The organism is Caulobacter hibisci (assembly GCF_016135805.1).
Lineage (GTDB): Bacteria > Pseudomonadota > Alphaproteobacteria > Caulobacterales > Caulobacteraceae > Caulobacter > Caulobacter hibisci.
Genome location: NZ_JADWOX010000001.1, coordinates 650,012 through 662,422, shown reverse-complemented (window position 1 = coordinate 662,422; position 12,411 = coordinate 650,012). Strand labels below are relative to the sequence as shown.

Annotated in this window: 24 protein-coding genes; all 24 read right to left on the bottom strand. The window is 64.4% G+C overall.

The features are described from left to right. Positions 1-8: 8 nt before the first annotated feature. Positions 9-377 carry a 30S ribosomal protein S13 gene (gene rpsM, locus I4Q42_RS03155; RefSeq protein WP_198574579.1) on the bottom strand — a complete coding sequence of 123 codons (369 nt, stop codon included), beginning with the start codon at positions 375-377 and terminating at the stop codon, positions 9-11. Between the two features lie 171 nt (positions 378-548). Further along, positions 549-1,118: an adenylate kinase gene (locus I4Q42_RS03150; RefSeq protein WP_198574578.1), complete on the bottom strand. Its 570-nt coding sequence runs from the start codon at positions 1,116-1,118 to the stop codon at positions 549-551. Positions 1,119-1,241: 123 nt separating this feature from the next. After that, positions 1,242-2,597, bottom strand: a complete 1,356-nt coding sequence (gene secY, locus I4Q42_RS03145; protein ID WP_198574577.1) for a preprotein translocase subunit SecY — start codon at positions 2,595-2,597, stop codon at positions 1,242-1,244. A gap of 289 nt (positions 2,598-2,886) precedes the next feature. After that, the gene (gene rplO / locus I4Q42_RS03140; protein ID WP_198574576.1) at positions 2,887-3,372 is read right to left on the bottom strand and encodes a 50S ribosomal protein L15; all 486 of its coding nucleotides are present in this window, start codon (positions 3,370-3,372) and stop codon (positions 2,887-2,889) included. Positions 3,373-3,499: 127 nt separating this feature from the next. Then, positions 3,500-3,685 carry a 50S ribosomal protein L30 gene (gene rpmD, locus I4Q42_RS03135; protein WP_099579521.1) on the bottom strand — a complete coding sequence of 62 codons (186 nt, stop codon included), beginning with the start codon at positions 3,683-3,685 and terminating at the stop codon, positions 3,500-3,502. 3 nt (positions 3,686-3,688) lie between these two features. Beyond that, positions 3,689-4,294: a 30S ribosomal protein S5 gene (gene rpsE / locus I4Q42_RS03130; protein WP_110119922.1), complete on the bottom strand. Its 606-nt coding sequence runs from the start codon at positions 4,292-4,294 to the stop codon at positions 3,689-3,691. 10 nt (positions 4,295-4,304) lie between these two features. After that, complete coding sequence (rplR, locus tag I4Q42_RS03125; RefSeq protein WP_198574575.1) at positions 4,305-4,655, bottom strand: 50S ribosomal protein L18; 351 nt, start codon at positions 4,653-4,655, stop codon at positions 4,305-4,307. Positions 4,656-4,658: 3 nt separating this feature from the next. Continuing rightward, on the bottom strand, positions 4,659-5,192 hold the full coding sequence (rplF, locus tag I4Q42_RS03120; RefSeq protein WP_198574574.1) for a 50S ribosomal protein L6: 534 nt from the start codon (positions 5,190-5,192) through the stop codon (positions 4,659-4,661). 21 nt (positions 5,193-5,213) lie between these two features. Then, positions 5,214-5,612 (bottom strand): 30S ribosomal protein S8, encoded by a 399-nt coding sequence (rpsH, locus tag I4Q42_RS03115; RefSeq protein WP_198574573.1) that lies wholly within the window; start codon positions 5,610-5,612, stop codon positions 5,214-5,216. Between the two features lie 10 nt (positions 5,613-5,622). Further along, entirely contained in the window at positions 5,623-5,928 is a 306-nt protein-coding gene (gene rpsN, locus I4Q42_RS03110; protein ID WP_198574572.1) for a 30S ribosomal protein S14, read from the bottom strand. A 22-nt stretch (positions 5,929-5,950) separates the two neighbouring features. Continuing rightward, positions 5,951-6,508, bottom strand: coding sequence for a 50S ribosomal protein L5 (gene rplE, locus I4Q42_RS03105; RefSeq protein WP_198574571.1), 558 nt, complete (start codon positions 6,506-6,508; stop codon positions 5,951-5,953). Beyond that, on the bottom strand, positions 6,501-6,815 hold the full coding sequence (gene rplX / locus I4Q42_RS03100; protein ID WP_198574570.1) for a 50S ribosomal protein L24: 315 nt from the start codon (positions 6,813-6,815) through the stop codon (positions 6,501-6,503). Before rplX ends, rplE begins: the two co-directional genes overlap by 8 nt. After that, positions 6,815-7,183 (bottom strand): 50S ribosomal protein L14, encoded by a 369-nt coding sequence (gene rplN, locus I4Q42_RS03095; RefSeq protein WP_058348440.1) that lies wholly within the window; start codon positions 7,181-7,183, stop codon positions 6,815-6,817. The genes rplX and rplN overlap by 1 nt, the downstream gene beginning before the upstream one ends. Before the next feature lie 19 nt (positions 7,184-7,202). Beyond that, positions 7,203-7,442 (bottom strand): 30S ribosomal protein S17, encoded by a 240-nt coding sequence (rpsQ, locus tag I4Q42_RS03090; protein ID WP_101715813.1) that lies wholly within the window; start codon positions 7,440-7,442, stop codon positions 7,203-7,205. Positions 7,443-7,452: 10 nt separating this feature from the next. Then, positions 7,453-7,644, bottom strand: coding sequence for a 50S ribosomal protein L29 (gene rpmC / locus I4Q42_RS03085; RefSeq protein WP_198574569.1), 192 nt, complete (start codon positions 7,642-7,644; stop codon positions 7,453-7,455). A 5-nt stretch (positions 7,645-7,649) separates the two neighbouring features. Next, complete coding sequence (rplP, locus tag I4Q42_RS03080) at positions 7,650-8,081, bottom strand: 50S ribosomal protein L16 (RefSeq protein ID WP_198574568.1); 432 nt, start codon at positions 8,079-8,081, stop codon at positions 7,650-7,652. Positions 8,082-8,093: 12 nt separating this feature from the next. Beyond that, positions 8,094-8,843 carry a 30S ribosomal protein S3 gene (rpsC, locus tag I4Q42_RS03075; protein WP_198574567.1) on the bottom strand — a complete coding sequence of 250 codons (750 nt, stop codon included), beginning with the start codon at positions 8,841-8,843 and terminating at the stop codon, positions 8,094-8,096. Then, positions 8,843-9,223 carry a 50S ribosomal protein L22 gene (rplV, locus tag I4Q42_RS03070; protein WP_058348435.1) on the bottom strand — a complete coding sequence of 127 codons (381 nt, stop codon included), beginning with the start codon at positions 9,221-9,223 and terminating at the stop codon, positions 8,843-8,845. Before rplV ends, rpsC begins: the two co-directional genes overlap by 1 nt. Positions 9,224-9,225: 2 nt before the next feature. Next, positions 9,226-9,504, bottom strand: a complete 279-nt coding sequence (gene rpsS / locus I4Q42_RS03065) for a 30S ribosomal protein S19 (RefSeq protein ID WP_012285669.1) — start codon at positions 9,502-9,504, stop codon at positions 9,226-9,228. Between the two features lie 3 nt (positions 9,505-9,507). Next, on the bottom strand, positions 9,508-10,347 hold the full coding sequence (gene rplB, locus I4Q42_RS03060; protein WP_198574566.1) for a 50S ribosomal protein L2: 840 nt from the start codon (positions 10,345-10,347) through the stop codon (positions 9,508-9,510). A 3-nt stretch (positions 10,348-10,350) separates the two neighbouring features. Beyond that, a complete protein-coding gene (locus I4Q42_RS03055) occupies positions 10,351-10,647 on the bottom strand; it encodes a 50S ribosomal protein L23 (protein ID WP_110119912.1) in 297 nt (98 codons plus the stop codon). Then, positions 10,647-11,285, bottom strand: a complete 639-nt coding sequence (rplD, locus tag I4Q42_RS03050; protein ID WP_110119911.1) for a 50S ribosomal protein L4 — start codon at positions 11,283-11,285, stop codon at positions 10,647-10,649. Before rplD ends, I4Q42_RS03055 begins: the two co-directional genes overlap by 1 nt. Next, a complete protein-coding gene (rplC, locus tag I4Q42_RS03045) occupies positions 11,285-12,049 on the bottom strand; it encodes a 50S ribosomal protein L3 (RefSeq protein ID WP_110119910.1) in 765 nt (254 codons plus the stop codon). The genes rplD and rplC overlap by 1 nt, the downstream gene beginning before the upstream one ends. Positions 12,050-12,063: 14 nt before the next feature. Next, positions 12,064-12,372 (bottom strand): 30S ribosomal protein S10, encoded by a 309-nt coding sequence (rpsJ, locus tag I4Q42_RS03040; protein ID WP_004616952.1) that lies wholly within the window; start codon positions 12,370-12,372, stop codon positions 12,064-12,066. Between the last annotated feature and the right edge of the window lie 39 nt (positions 12,373-12,411).

The window sequence follows — 12,411 nt, the reverse complement described above, 5'->3', positions numbered from 1 at the left end:
AGGCTACCTTACTTCTTCTTGCCGGCGATCGGCTTGGCCGGACCCTTGCGGGTGCGGGCGTTCGTGTGGGTGCGCTGGCCGCGGACCGGGAGGCCCTTACGGTGACGCAGGCCGCGGTAGCAGGCCAGGTCCATCAGACGCTTGATGTTCATCGAGTTTTCGCGACGCAGGTCGCCTTCCACGGTGAACTCACGGTCGATCGTCTCGCGGATCTGCAGGACTTCCGCGTCGGTCAATTGATTGACGCGACGGGCGTCCTCGATGCCCACGGTCGTGACGATGTCACGCGCGGACTTCGGGCCGATGCCGTGAATGTATTGAAGCGCGATCACTACGCGCTTGTTCGTCGGGATGTTGACGCCTGCGATACGGGCCACGTCTAATGTTCTCCTAGTCACGCACCAAAGACGCGAACGGCGCGCCCGGCCCGATCCGAAGATCCAGACCGACGCGCACAGATCGCGCCCTTTCGCGGAAGCGCCCCGTTATAGGGATCGTTGCGCATCCGTCAATGGTGGAATCCGTCCTGAAACAGATTCCGTTAAAAGTCACGCCACGACCGAAAGGGCCGTGTCGATCGAGGCGGCGACCGTCTCGACGCTCGCCATGCCGTCAAGCTCGGTGAGCTTGCCTTGATCGCGATAGTACGGAAGCAGCGGAGCGGTCTGGGCGTTGTAGGCGGCCAGGCGCGTCACGAACACTTCCGGGTTGTCGTCGGGTCGTCCCTGCTCTTGGAACCTCTTGGAGATCCGCTCGATCAGAGCCGGTTCGTCTACCTTGAGTCGGAGCACGGAGTCGATTTGCTGACCGCGGGCCGCAAGCATGCGGTCCAGGGCCTCGGCCTGGGCGACCGTGCGCGGGAAACCGTCGAAGATCGCGCCGCCGGCCGCCTCGGCCTCGGGCAGGCGCTCTTCGATGAGCGCGATGACGATCTCGTCGGTGACTAGGTCGCCGCGGTCGAGCACGCCCTTCACCTTCTGGCCCAGCTCGGAGCCCGAAGCGATGGCGGCGCGCAGCATGTCGCCGGTGGAAAGCTGGACCATGCCGCGCTCGGCGACGAGCCGCTTGGCCTGGGTCCCCTTCCCCGCCGCTGGCGGCCCGAACAGGATCAAGTTCATAAAAGCCCCTTCACGCGTTTCCTAAAGGGTCTGACGCCCCTCTCGTGGTCAGACCTAGAATGCGTTCAAAGAAAACGGAAGCCGGATTGTCACAATCCGGCTTCCGACGGTTTCACACCTGCGTCAGCGACCGCGGCCACCGCGCAGCTTCGACTTCTTGATCAGGCCCTCGTACTGGTGCGCCAGCAGGTGGGACTGGATCTGGGCGACGGTGTCCATGGTCACCGTCACCACGATCAGGATGGAGGTGCCGCCCAGAGCGAACTGCTTGTTGCCCAGGGCGCCCATCAGGATTTCCGGGAAAAGACAGACGGCGGTGATGTAAGCCGCGCCGATCACCGTCAGGCGGGTAAGCACGTAGTCGAGGTACTCGGCCGTGCGCTTGCCCGGACGGATGCCCGGCAGGAAGCCGCCGTACTTGCGCAGGTTCTCGGCCGTCTCGTCCGGATTGAACACCACCGAGGTGTAGAAGAACGAGAAGAAGATGATCAGGCCCGCGTAGCAGAGCATGAACAGCGGCTGGCCGTGCTGCATGGCGCCGACCACGGTCGGCAGCCACTGGGCCCAGTTGGGCAGGTTGGCCGGGTTCAGGAAGCCCATGGCGGTCGTAGGCAGCAGAAGCAAGCTGGAGGCGAAGATCGGCGGGATGACGCCCGCGGTGTTGATCTTCAGCGGCAGGAACGAGCTGTCGCCGCCGACCATGCGGTTGCCCTGCTGGCGCTTGGGATAGTGCACGAGCAGGCGGCGCTGCGAGCGCTCCATGAACACGATGGCGCCGACCACGGCGATGGCGAGCAGGAAGATCACCACCAGCGGGAAGTAGTTGCCCGAGTTCTGCGCCGTCACGAACAGCTGGCCAAGGCCGCGCGGCAGGGCCGCGACGATGCCGGCGAAGATGATCAAGCTAACGCCGTTGCCCACGCCGCGGCTGGTGATCTGCTCGCCCAGCCACATCAGGAACAGGGTGCCGCCGGTCAGGGAAACGACGGTCGACAGGATGAAGAACCAACCCGGCAGTTCCGAATAGACCAGGTTCGGCTGGCTCTGCAGGCCGACGGCGATCGAGAACGACTGCACCAGGGCCAGCACGACCGCCAGGTAGCGGGTGTACTGGTTGAGGGTCTTGCGGCCGGCTTCGCCGCCTTCCTTCTTCAGCTTTTCCCACGGCGGATACACCGAGCCCATCAGCTGCACGATGATCGAGGCGCTGATGTAGGGCATCACGTTCAGCGAGAAGATCGCCATCCGCTCGACGGCGCCGCCCGAGAACATGTTGAACATGCCCAGGATGCCCTTCGACTGGCCGGCGAAGGCGCTGGCGAAGGCTTCCGGGTTGATGCCCGGGATCGGCACGTAGGTGCCCAGGCGGAACACCACCAGGGCGATGAGCGTAAACCAGATGCGCTTGTGAAGTTCGGTGGCCTTCTGGAAGGACCCGAAGTTCATATTGGCTGCGAGCTGTTCGGCGGCCGAGGCCATTCAATTCCCCACGACGAGAACGCGGCCGGCCGTCGCTCGACGGACGCGGGGCGCGCTCCAAGTATTGGATGGGGCCTGGTCGAAAACGCCGGACGGAATCGCCTGGCGGACGCACCGGGCCCCAGTGCGGAGCCACACATAGGTGAGGCTCGCCGTGATGTCACGGCGAGCCTCGAAAGAACGTCATCCCGATGGGCTTTATGGCGGGCTGGTGCTCGAAAGCCCCTCCCCCGCCAGGCTCCCGCGCCGTCCTCGACCAGGCGAGGCGGCTCGGGATGACACTGTGGTCTTAGGCTTCGGCTTGCGCCTTGGCCTTCTTGGTCACGGTCACCGAACCGCCGGCGGCTTCCACGGCCTTGATGGCCGCTTCGGTCGCCGAGTAGACGGTCAGCTTCAGGGCGGACTTGATCTCGCCCTTGCCCAGCAGCTTCACGCCGTCCAGTTCGCGACGGATCACGCCGGCGGCGACCAGGTCGGCCACCGACACGTCGGCGCCGGCCTTCAGCTTGCCGGCCTCGACGGCTTGTTCCAGGCGCCACAGGTTCACTTCAGCGAACTCGAGACGGAAGGGGTTGTTGAAGCCGCGCTTGGGCATACGCATGTGCAGCGGCATCTGACCGCCTTCGAAGCCGTTGATGGCGACGCCCGAGCGCGCCTTCTGGCCCTTCACACCGCGACCGCCGGTCTTGCCCTTGCCCGAACCCGGGCCGCGGCCAACGCGCATGCGGCCCTTGGTCGAACCGGGGGCCGGAGCCAGATCGTTCAGCTTGGTCATATGTGCCTCTCCTTGGAGATCTGCGCCTGGCCGTCGGCCAGACTCGGCTTTGAAAAAAATAGAACTTCAAACGAAAGCCACCCCGGTTTTCACCGGGGTGGCGATCTTGGGTCGTCGTGTAACAGACTTACTCGACGATTTCCAGCAGGTGCGCGACCTTGCGGATCATGCCGCGGACCGACGGGGTGTCTTCCAGCGTGGACGTGCGGCCCAGCTTGTTGAGACCCAGACCGGCGAGCGTGGCGCGCTGGTCCTTTTCGCGGCGGATCGGGCTGCCCGTTTGGCGGACCGTGACTTGCTTAGCTTCAGCCATGACTTAGCCCTCGATAGCGTCCGGAGCCGAAGCTCCGTCGGCGCGGCGGCCGAGGATGTCGCCAACCTTCTTGCCGCGCTTGGCGGCGATCTGGCGGGGCGACGATTGAACCTTCAGGGCCTCGAACGTGGCGCGAACCATGTTGTACGGGTTCGAGGAACCCGTCGACTTGGCCACGACGTCCTGGACGCCCAGGGTTTCGAGAACCGCACGCATCGGACCACCGGCGATGACGCCCGTGCCCGGAGGGGCAGCGCGCATCATGACCTTGCCAGCGCCCCAACGGCCAGCGCCGTCGTGGTGCAGGGTACGCGACTCGCGGAGCGGGACGCGGATCATGGTCTTCTTGGCTTCTTCGGTCGCCTTGCGGATGGCTTCCGGCACTTCACGCGCCTTGCCATGACCGAAGCCGACGCGGCCCTTTTGGTCGCCAACGACCATCAGAGCAGCGAAGCTGAAGCGACGGCCGCCCTTTACGGTGGCGGCGACGCGGTTGATGTGGACGAGCTTTTCGACGATGTCGCTGTCGACCCGCTCTTCGGGGGCGTTGCGGTCGCGACGGTCACGGCGTTGACCGCCTTCACCGCGCTGTTGGTCACCACGAGCCATTGTGTTTCCCTTAGAAGTTCAGGCCGGCTTCGCGCGCGGCGTCGGCCAGGGCTTTCACCCGTCCGTGGAAGATGTAGCCGCCACGATCGAAGACGACGTCCTTGACGCCCTTTTCGATCGCGCGCTCGGCGACGAGCTTGCCGACGGCGGCGGCCGCGTCCTTGTCCGCGCCCTTGCTTTCGGCTTCCAGAGTGGAAGCCGAGGCCAGGGTCACGCCGCGTTCATCATCGATGATCTGGGCGTAGATGTTCTTGGACGAACGGAAGACCGACAGACGCGGGCGGCCATTGGCCAGCGACTTGAGGCGGGTGCGGTTGCGCTGAGCGCGACGCACGGCGGATTCGCGAGGTGAGAGCGCCATGGCTTACTTCTTCTTGCCTTCCTTGCGGCGAACCTTCTCGCCAGCATAGCGCACGCCCTTGCCCTTGTAGGGCTCCGGCGGACGAATGCGGCGGATTTTCGCGGCAATCTCGCCGACCGCCTGCTTGTCAGCGCCGGCGATCTTGATTTCGGTTTGCTTCGGCACGGCGAACGTGATGCCGGCCGGAGCCGCAACGTCCACATCGTGGCTGAAACCGAGCTGGAGGCTCAGGGCGGTGCCCTTCATGGCCGCGCGGTAACCGACGCCGACCAGCTCGAGGGTTTCCTCGAAGCCGGCGGTGATGCCGTGCACCATGTTGGCCACCAGGGTGCGGGACAGGCCCCACATCGCCTTGGCGCGCTTGGTATCGTCGCGAGGAGTCAGCGAGAGCTCGGAGCCCTCTTGCTTGATCTCGATCTCGTCGGCGATGGTCCACGACGACTGACCCTTGGGGCCCTTCACCGTGACCGTCTGGCCCGCGATCGTCAGGGTGACGCCCGCGGGGATGACGACGGCTTTCTTACCGATCCGTGACATGTTCTCTTTCCCTCCCGCGCCTTAGTAGACGCGGCAGAGGACTTCGCCGCCGACGTTAGCGTCGCGAGCGGCAGAGTCCGACATGACGCCCTTGGGCGTCGAAAGGATCGAGATGCCCAGGCCGTTCTTGATCGGCTTCAGGTCTTTGATCGACGAGTAGACGCGGCGGCCAGGCTTGGACACGCGGCTGATCTCGGCGATCACGGGCTCACCGTCAAAATACTTGAGCTCGATCTCGAATTCGGGGAACGCACCGGGCTTCTCGACGAGCGAGTAGCCGCGGATGTAGCCTTCGTCGGCCAGCACGTCCAGGACACGGGCGCGCAGCTTGGAAGCCGGCGTCGAGACCTTGGAGCGCTTGCGCGTGGCGGCGTTCTTGATGCGAGCGATCAGGTCGCTCAGGGGGTCGTTCATCGACATATGATCGTCCTCACCAGCTCGACTTGACGAGGCCGGGGATCAGGCCCTGCGAACCGAGTTCGCGGAGGGCCAGACGGCTCATCTTCAGCTTGCGATAATAGGCGCGCGGGCGGCCCGTGACTTCGCAGCGGTTGCGGATGCGAACCGGCGACGAGGAGCGGGGCAGCTTCGCGAGCTTCAGGCGAGCTTCGAAGCGTTCTTCGAGCGGCAGGGTGTCGTCGTTGGCGATCGCCTTCAGCGCGGTGCGCTTGTCGGCGAGTTGCTTGACGAGAGCCTTGACGGCTTCGTTGCGGTTGACGGCGCTTTTCTTGGCCATGTGCTTTTCCCTTCCCGCTCTCTTAGTTGACGAACGGGAACTGGAATTCCTTCAGGAGAGCCTTGGCTTCCTGGTCGGACTTCGCAGTGGTGCAGACGATGATGTCCATGCCCCAGATCTGTTCGATCTGGTCATAGTTGATTTCCGGGAACACCAGGTGCTCCTTCAGGCCCATGGCGTAGTTGCCACGACCGTCGAAGCTCTTGCCGTTCAGGCCGCGGAAGTCCTTCACGCGCGGCAGCGCGATCGTGACCAGGCGGTCCAGGAATTCGAACATCCGGTCCTTGCGGAGGGTCACCTTGGCGCCGACCACCATGCCTTCGCGCAGCTTGAAGCCGGCGATGGACTTGCGGGCCTTGGTGGCGACGGGCTTCTGACCGGCGATCGCCGTCAGATCCTTCAGGGCCATCTGGACCTTCTTGGAGTCAGCCACCGCCTCGCCGACGCCCATGTTCAGGACGATCTTGTCCAGCTTGGGGATCTGCATTTCGTTGGTGTAGCCGAACTGCTCCTTCATCGCGGCGCGGATGCGCTCGCGATAAACGGTCTTCAGCCGGGGCTCGTAAGCTTGATCAGCCATTGATCACCTCGCCGGTCGTCTTGGCGACGCGCACCTTCTTGTCGCCTTCGATCTTGAAGCCGACGCGGGTGGCCTTGCCGTTGGAATCCACGACGGCGACGTTCGAGACGTGCAGCGCGGCTTCCTTTTGCTTGATGCCGCCCTGGGGGTCGGCTTGGGTCGGCTTGGTGTGACGCGAAACCAAGTTCACGCCTTCCACGACAACCCGGTTTTCCTTCGGCAGGACTTGGGTCACAGCGCCTTGCTTGCCCTTGTCCTTGCCGGCCAGAACGACGACGCGGTCGCCCTTCTTGATCTTAGCAGCCATTACAGCACCTCCGGCGCGAGGGAGATGATCTTCATGTGGTTCTTGGCGCGCAGTTCACGGGGAACCGGGCCGAAGATCCGCGTGCCGACCGGCTCGCTCTGCTTGTTGACGATGACGGCCGCGTTCTTGTCGAAGCGGATCATCGAACCGTCTTTGCGCTTCAGGCCCTGGTTCACGCGAACCACGACGGCGCGCAGAACGTCGCCCTTCTTCACGCGACCGCGCGGGATGGCTTCCTTCACGGAGACGACGATGACGTCGCCAACGCTGGCGTAGCGACGGCCTGCGCCGCCCAACACCTTGATGCACATGACCCGGCGAGCGCCAGAGTTATCGGCGACGTCCAGGTTAGTTTGCATCTGGATCATGGTTTAGACCTTCCAGATATTAAGCCGAAGCCTTGGGAAGCACTTCCCAGGTCTTCAGCTTGGACTTCGGAGCGCACTCGACGATGCGAATGGTTTCGCCCGTCTTGTACACATTGGCTTCGTCGTGCGCGTGGTACTTCTTGGACCGACGCACGATCTTCTTCAGAAGGGGGTGGACGATGGTGCGTTCCACCTTCACCACCACGGTCTTGTCGCCCTTGTCGGAGACGACGACCCCTTCGAGGATACGCTTGGGCATATCGTTCTCCTTAAGCCGCGGCCTTGGCGCGCAGCACGGTCTTGATCCGCGCGATATCCTTGCGGATCTCGTTGACGCGGTGGGTCTTCTCGACCTGGCCCGTCGCACCTTGGAAGCGCAGGTTGAACTGCTCCTTCTTCAGGGTCAGCAGGGTCTCGGCGAGTTGATCGGGGGTCAGGCCCCGGATTTCGGCGATCTTCATGAGCCTCAAGCCTCCACGGCCACGCCCGCGTCGAGGCGGGTGACCACACGAGTGCGGATCGGCAGCTTCGCCGCGCCGAGGCGCAGCGCTTCACGCGCGACATCGTCCGGCACGCCGTCGATTTCGAACATGATGCGGCCGGGGGCCACGCGAGCGGCCCAGTAATCGACGGCGCCCTTGCCCTTACCCATCCGGACTTCGGCCGGCTTGCCGGTGACCGGCACGTCGGGGAAGATACGGATCCAGACGCGGCCTTGACGCTTCATCTGGCGGGTGATGGCGCGACGAGCAGCTTCGATCTGGCGAGCCGTGATGCGCTCCGGCTCAACGGCCTTGAGGCCGTAGGAGCCGAAGTTCAGCAGGGTGCCGCCCTTCGAGGTGCCGTGGATACGGCCCTTGAACTGCTTGCGGAACTTGGTTTTCTTCGGTGACAGCATAGCGCTCTATCCTTAGTCCCGATTGCGACGACCGCGGTCGCCGCGGTCGGGGCGATCGCCGCGCTCACGTCCACCACCTTCGCCGGCCGGGCCGGATTCAGTGGCGAGACGCTTGTCCAGCGCCATCGGGTCATGATCCAGCACTTCGCCTTTGAAGATCCAGGTCTTCACGCCGATGATGCCGTAGGTGGTCTTGGCTTCCGCGAAACCGTAGTCGATGTCGGCGCGCAGCGTGTGCAGCGGCACGCGACCTTCGCGGTACCATTCCATGCGGGCGATTTCCGCGCCGCCGAGGCGACCCGAAACGTTGATCCGGATGCCCTTGGCGCCGAGGCGCACGGCCGACTGGATCGAACGCTTCATGGCGCGACGGAAGGCGATCCGGCGCTCGAGCTGCTGAGCGATCGACTCGGCGACCAGCTGAGCGTCGGTTTCCGGCTTGCGGATCTCGACGATGTTCAGGTGGACGTCGCCTTCGGTCATCACCGAGAGGTCCTTGCGGAGCTTCTCGATGTCAGCGCCCTTCTTGCCGATGATGACGCCCGGACGGGCGGCATAGATCGTGACGCGGCACTTCTTGTGGGGACGCTCGATGATGATGCGCGAGACGCCGGCTTGATACAGGCGCTTCTTCAGCATCGTGCGGACCGCGAGGTCCTGGTGCAGGAGCTTGCCGTACTGGGCGCCGTCGGAGAACCAACGGCTGTCCCAGGTGCGGTTCACGCCGAGCCGCAGCCCGACCGGATTGACTTTCTGACCCATCAGGCGGCCTCACCCAGTTCGCGGACCACGATGGTGATCTCGGAGAACGGCTTTTCAACGCGCGTGGCCCGACCGCGAGCACGCGGCGAGAAACGCTTCATCACCAGGTTCTTGCCCACATAGGCCTCGGACACGACCAGCGAGTCGATGTCGAGGTTGTGGTTGTTCTCGGCGTTGGAGATCGCCGAGTACAGCGCCTTGCGGACGTCCTGGGCGATGCGCTTGTGGCTGAATTCGAGCTCGTTCAGAGCGCGCTGGACGTTCAGGCCACGGATGGACTGAGCGACCAGGTTCAGCTTGCGGGCGCTGGTGCGCAGGGTGCGCACCTTGGCCATCGCCTCAACGCCTTCAAGGCGGCGAGCTTGCTTTTGCTTGGCCATGATTACTTCCTCTTGGCCTTCTTGTCGGCGGCGTGACCGGGGAAGTTACGGGTGGGAGCGAACTCACCGAACTTCATGCCGACCATGTCTTCCGACACGGAGACCGGGACGTGCTTCTGGCCGTTGTGCACGCCGAACACCAGGCCGACGAACTGCGGCATGATGGTCGAACGACGCGACCAGGTCTTGATGACGTCCTTGCGGCCCGACGCGAGAGCGGCGTCGGCCTTCTTCAGGAGGTACCCGTCGACAAACGGGCCTTTCCAGACGGAGCGGGTCATGGCTTAGCGGCCCTTCTTCGCTTTGTGGCGCGAACGGATGATGAACTTGTCCGTGGCCTTGTTGACGCGGGTCTTGGCGCCCTTGGTCGGCTTACCAGCCGGGGTCACCGGGTGGCGGCCGCCCGAGGTGCGGCCTTCACCACCACCGTGGGGGTGGTCGACCGGGTTCATGGCGACGCCGCGGACGTGCGGGCGACGACCCATGTGACGAACACGACCGGCCTTGCCGAGGTTTTCGTTCATGTGGTCGGGGTTGGACACGGCGCCGACGGTGGCCATGCAGGTGTCGAGGACCATGCGCAGTTCGCCCGAGTTCAGGCGGATCTGGGCGTAGCCGGCGTCACGACCGACCAGCTGGGCGTAGGCGCCAGCCGAACGGGCGATCTGACCGCCCTTGGCGGGCTTCAGCTCGACGTTGTGGATGATCGTACCGATCGGCAGGGTGCGCAGCGGCGAGGCATTGCCCGGCTTCACGTCGACCTTGTCGGCGGTGACGACTTCGTCGCCGGCCTTCAGGCGTTGCGGGGCCAGGATGTAGGCCAGCTCGCCATCGCTCTGATACTTGATCAGGGCGATGAAGGCGGTGCGGTTGGGGTCGTACTCGAGACGAACGACCGTGGCCACGCCTTGCTTGCGACGCTTGAAGTCCACCAGACGGTAGAGGCGCTTGGCGCCGCCGCCGCGGAAGCGGACGGCGATGCGGCCGTTGCCGCCACGACCGCCGGACTTCGAGAGGCCCTCAACGAGCTTCTTTTCCGGACGGCCTTTGTGGAGCTCGCTGCGGTCGATCAGCACCAGGCCGCGTTGGCCGGGGCTGGTCGGGTTAAAGTGCTTCAAGGCCATGTCTTAGAGCCCCGTCGTGATGTCGATCGACTGGCCTTCGGCCAGGGTCACGATCGCTTTCTTGACGTCGGAACGGCGTCCGACGATGCCACGGAAGCGCTTGGTCTTGCCCTTGGTGACCAGGGTGTTGACCTTGGTGACCTTGACCTTGAACAGCTCTTCGACTGCGGCGGCGATTTCGTCCTTCGTCGCGTCAGCGGCCACCTTGAAGACGACCTTGTTCAGCTCGCTGAGCAGGGTCGACTTTTCGGTGATCACCGGCGACAGGATCGTGTCGTAGTGGCGGGCGGTAGCGGCCATTACGCGGCTTCCTTCTCAGCGAAACGAGCCGAGATCGCTTCGACCGCGTCCTTGGTCAGGACCAGGGTCTGGCGACGCAGCACGTCATAGACGTTCAGGCCGGCGTTCGGCAGCACGTCCACGTTCGGAATGTTGCGGGCGGCGAGCTTGAAGTTCGCGTCCACTTCCGGACCGGCGATGACCAGGGCGTTCTTCAGACCGATTTTGTCGAAGGTGGCGCGCAGGGCGGCCGTCTTCGCTTCGGTCAGAACGACGCTGTCCAGCACGACCAGCGAGCCGGCCTTGGCCTTCGACGACAGGGCGTGACGCAGAGCCAGGGCCCGGATCTTCTTGGGAAGATCGAAGGCGTGGCTGCGGACGACCGGGCCGTGGGCCTTGGCGCCGCCGACGAACTGAGCCGCACGGCGCGAACCGTGACGAGCGCCGCCGGTGCCCTTCTGCTTGTACATCTTCTTGCTCGTACGAGAGACCTCGTTACGAACCTGAATCTTGTGGTTGCCCGAGCGGCGCTTGGCCAGCTGCCAGGTAACGACGCGCTGCAGGATGTCGCCGCGGATGTCTTCGATGCCGAAGATGGCGTCGTCGAGATCCACGGAGCCGGCCTTGCCGCCGTCAAGTTTGATGACGTCGAGTTTCATTAGCCTTCGCCCTCTTCGGTCGTCGCCGCGGGGGCCTCTTCAGCGGGGGTTTCAGCAGCCGGAGCAGCTTCGCCAGCCTTACGGAAAGCGCCCGGACGCGGCAGATCGGCCGGAGCGGCCTTCTTCACGGCGTCGCGGATCTTCACGTAGCTGCCTTCGTGGCCCGGGACGGCGCCCTTGACCAGGATGAGGCCGCGCTCGACGTCGACCTTCCAGACGGTGACGTTGAGGGTGGTGACGGTTTCCTGACCCAGGTGACCAGCCATCTTCTTGCCCGGGAACGTACGACCCGGATCCTGGCGGTTGCCGGTCGAACCGTGCGAACGGTGCGAGACCGAGACACCGTGGGTGGCGCGGAGACCACCGAAGTTCCAGCGCTTCATGGCGCCGGCGAAACCCTTACCGACGGTGACGCCTTGGATGTCGACCTTCTGGCCGGCGACGTAGTGGTCGGCGGTGAATTCCGCGCCCACTTCGATTAGGGCGGCCTCCTCGACGCGGAACTCGGCGACGATCCGCTTGGGCTCGACCGAATTCTTGCCGAAGTGACCGCGCTGGGCCTTCGAGGTGTTCTTGGGCTTGCGAGCACCGGCGCCGAGTTGCAGGGCGGTGTAACCGTCCTTCTCGACCGTGCGCTGAGCGATAACCTGGCAACCGTCGAGCGACAGGACGGTGACCGGCACGTGCTGGCCAACTTCGTCGAAGAAGCGGGTCATGCCGAGCTTCTTGGCGATGAGGCCGGTGCGGTTAGCGGGGAGAGTCATCAGTTCGGCCCTCCTTACAGCTTGATTTCGACGTCAACGCCGGCCGAGAGGTCGAGCTTCATCAGCGCGTCCACGGTCTGCGGAGTCGGGTCAACGATGTCGAGAACGCGCTTGTGCGTACGGATCTCGAACTGTTCGCGCGACTTCTTGTCGACGTGCGGCGAACGGTTGACGGTGAATTTTTCGATAAGCGTGGGCAGGGGGATGGGGCCCCGCACCGTCGCACCCGTGCGCTTGGCCGTGTTCACGATCTCGCGCGTGGAATGATCCAACACGCGGTGATCGAAGGCCTTGAGCCGGATGCGGATGTTCTGACGATCCATATCGCTCGGTTTCCTAGTGGGCTGCGCCCGCGTCTCGAA

Coding starts and splice junctions, on each gene's coding strand:
- I4Q42_RS03150 (WP_198574578.1), bottom strand. CDS start 1,118: ATGAACTTGATCCTGTTCGGGCCGCCAGCGGCGGGGAAGGGGACCCAG.
- secY (WP_198574577.1), bottom strand. CDS start 2,597: ATGGCCTCGGCCGCCGAACAGCTCGCAGCCAATATGAACTTCGGGTCC.
- rplO (WP_198574576.1), bottom strand. CDS start 3,372: ATGACCAAGCTGAACGATCTGGCTCCGGCCCCCGGTTCGACCAAGGGC.
- rpmD (WP_099579521.1), bottom strand. CDS start 3,685: ATGGCTGAAGCTAAGCAAGTCACGGTCCGCCAAACGGGCAGCCCGATC.
- rpsE (WP_110119922.1), bottom strand. CDS start 4,294: ATGGCTCGTGGTGACCAACAGCGCGGTGAAGGCGGTCAACGCCGTGAC.
- rplR (WP_198574575.1), bottom strand. CDS start 4,655: ATGGCGCTCTCACCTCGCGAATCCGCCGTGCGTCGCGCTCAGCGCAAC.
- rplF (WP_198574574.1), bottom strand. CDS start 5,192: ATGTCACGGATCGGTAAGAAAGCCGTCGTCATCCCCGCGGGCGTCACC.
- rpsH (WP_198574573.1), bottom strand. CDS start 5,612: ATGTCGATGAACGACCCCCTGAGCGACCTGATCGCTCGCATCAAGAAC.
- rpsN (WP_198574572.1), bottom strand. CDS start 5,928: ATGGCCAAGAAAAGCGCCGTCAACCGCAACGAAGCCGTCAAGGCTCTC.
- rplE (WP_198574571.1), bottom strand. CDS start 6,508: ATGGCTGATCAAGCTTACGAGCCCCGGCTGAAGACCGTTTATCGCGAG.
- rplX (WP_198574570.1), bottom strand. CDS start 6,815: ATGGCTGCTAAGATCAAGAAGGGCGACCGCGTCGTCGTTCTGGCCGGC.
- rplN (WP_058348440.1), bottom strand. CDS start 7,183: ATGATCCAGATGCAAACTAACCTGGACGTCGCCGATAACTCTGGCGCT.
- rpsQ (WP_101715813.1), bottom strand. CDS start 7,442: ATGCCCAAGCGTATCCTCGAAGGGGTCGTCGTCTCCGACAAGGGCGAC.
- rpmC (WP_198574569.1), bottom strand. CDS start 7,644: ATGAAGATCGCCGAAATCCGGGGCCTGACCCCCGATCAACTCGCCGAG.
- rplP (WP_198574568.1), bottom strand. CDS start 8,081: ATGCTGTCACCGAAGAAAACCAAGTTCCGCAAGCAGTTCAAGGGCCGT.
- rpsC (WP_198574567.1), bottom strand. CDS start 8,843: ATGGGTCAGAAAGTCAATCCGGTCGGGCTGCGGCTCGGCGTGAACCGC.
- rplV (WP_058348435.1), bottom strand. CDS start 9,223: ATGGCCAAGCAAAAGCAAGCTCGCCGCCTTGAAGGCGTTGAGGCGATG.
- rpsS (WP_012285669.1), bottom strand. CDS start 9,504: ATGACCCGCTCCGTCTGGAAAGGCCCGTTTGTCGACGGGTACCTCCTG.
- rplB (WP_198574566.1), bottom strand. CDS start 10,347: ATGGCCTTGAAGCACTTTAACCCGACCAGCCCCGGCCAACGCGGCCTG.
- I4Q42_RS03055 (WP_110119912.1), bottom strand. CDS start 10,647: ATGGCCGCTACCGCCCGCCACTACGACACGATCCTGTCGCCGGTGATC.
- rplD (WP_110119911.1), bottom strand. CDS start 11,285: ATGAAACTCGACGTCATCAAACTTGACGGCGGCAAGGCCGGCTCCGTG.
- rplC (WP_110119910.1), bottom strand. CDS start 12,049: ATGACTCTCCCCGCTAACCGCACCGGCCTCATCGCCAAGAAGCTCGGC.
- rpsJ (WP_004616952.1), bottom strand. CDS start 12,372: ATGGATCGTCAGAACATCCGCATCCGGCTCAAGGCCTTCGATCACCGC.